At 66.1% G+C, this 924-nt stretch carries 1 pseudogene; it reads left to right on the forward strand.

The window, feature by feature from the left end:
- Nucleotides 1–367: 367 nt before the first annotated feature.
- A pseudogene (locus AC1D01_RS36685) lies at nt 368–924 on the forward strand (nitrite reductase); the annotation flags it as partial.

Below are 924 nucleotides of genomic sequence, written 5' to 3' on the forward strand. Positions count from 1 at the left end.
ATCCGGGGGCACGACCACGACGACAGGCGGGTTGCCGGTGGGCGTGGACGCGGGATTCGAAGGCGGTAGAGGCACCGTCTGGCACCCGGCCAGCAAGACGACGGCAGCCACGGCGGCCGCACGGGCCCAGGACGAGGAAGTCAGAAAGGAAGGCATCCGGCGATTCTAGGGACGCCGGGCTATATCCCTGTGTCGAATAAACAAGCAACGAAAATGTTCTTCCAGCTTATATATGAGCGCCCGTACAGTCGCCCCTCTCGTGCTGACGGGCAACCTGCGCCGCGCGTGCGAATGACGAGGAAAATGCCGGGTCTGCCGGCGCGCCGGCACCACGTATTCCACTGACCCCAGAACCGAACTCAAGGCGATGTATCAATACACCCCGTTCGACACCCAGTTCGTCAAGCAACGCGCGGCCCAGTTCCGCGACCAGCTCCAGCGCAACCTCGCCGGCACGCTGGGCGATGACGAGTTCCGCGCGCTGCGCCTGCAGAACGGCTGGTACATCCAGCGCCATGCGCCGATGTCCCGCATCGCGGTGCCGTACGGCGAGCTGAGTGCCACGCAGCTGCGCATGCTGGCGCGCATCGCCCGCGAGTTCGACCGCGGCTACGCCCACTTCACGACCCGGCAGAACTGCCAATACAACTGGATCCCGCTGCCGAAGGCGGCCGACGTGATGGACCTGCTGGCCTCGGTCAGCATGCACGGCATCCAGACCAGCGGCAACTGCATCCGCAACATCACGAGCGACTGCTTCGCCGGCGTCGCGGCCGACGAGCTCATCGACCCCCGCCCCTACAGCGAGATCCTGCGCCAGTGGAGCACGCTGAACCCCGAGTTCGCGTTCCTGCCGCGCAAGTTCAAGATCGCCGTCAGCGGCGCGCGTGAAGACCGCGCCGCGATCGCGTGGCACGACATCGG

The organism is Rhizobacter sp. P3_B12 (genome assembly GCF_056402895.1).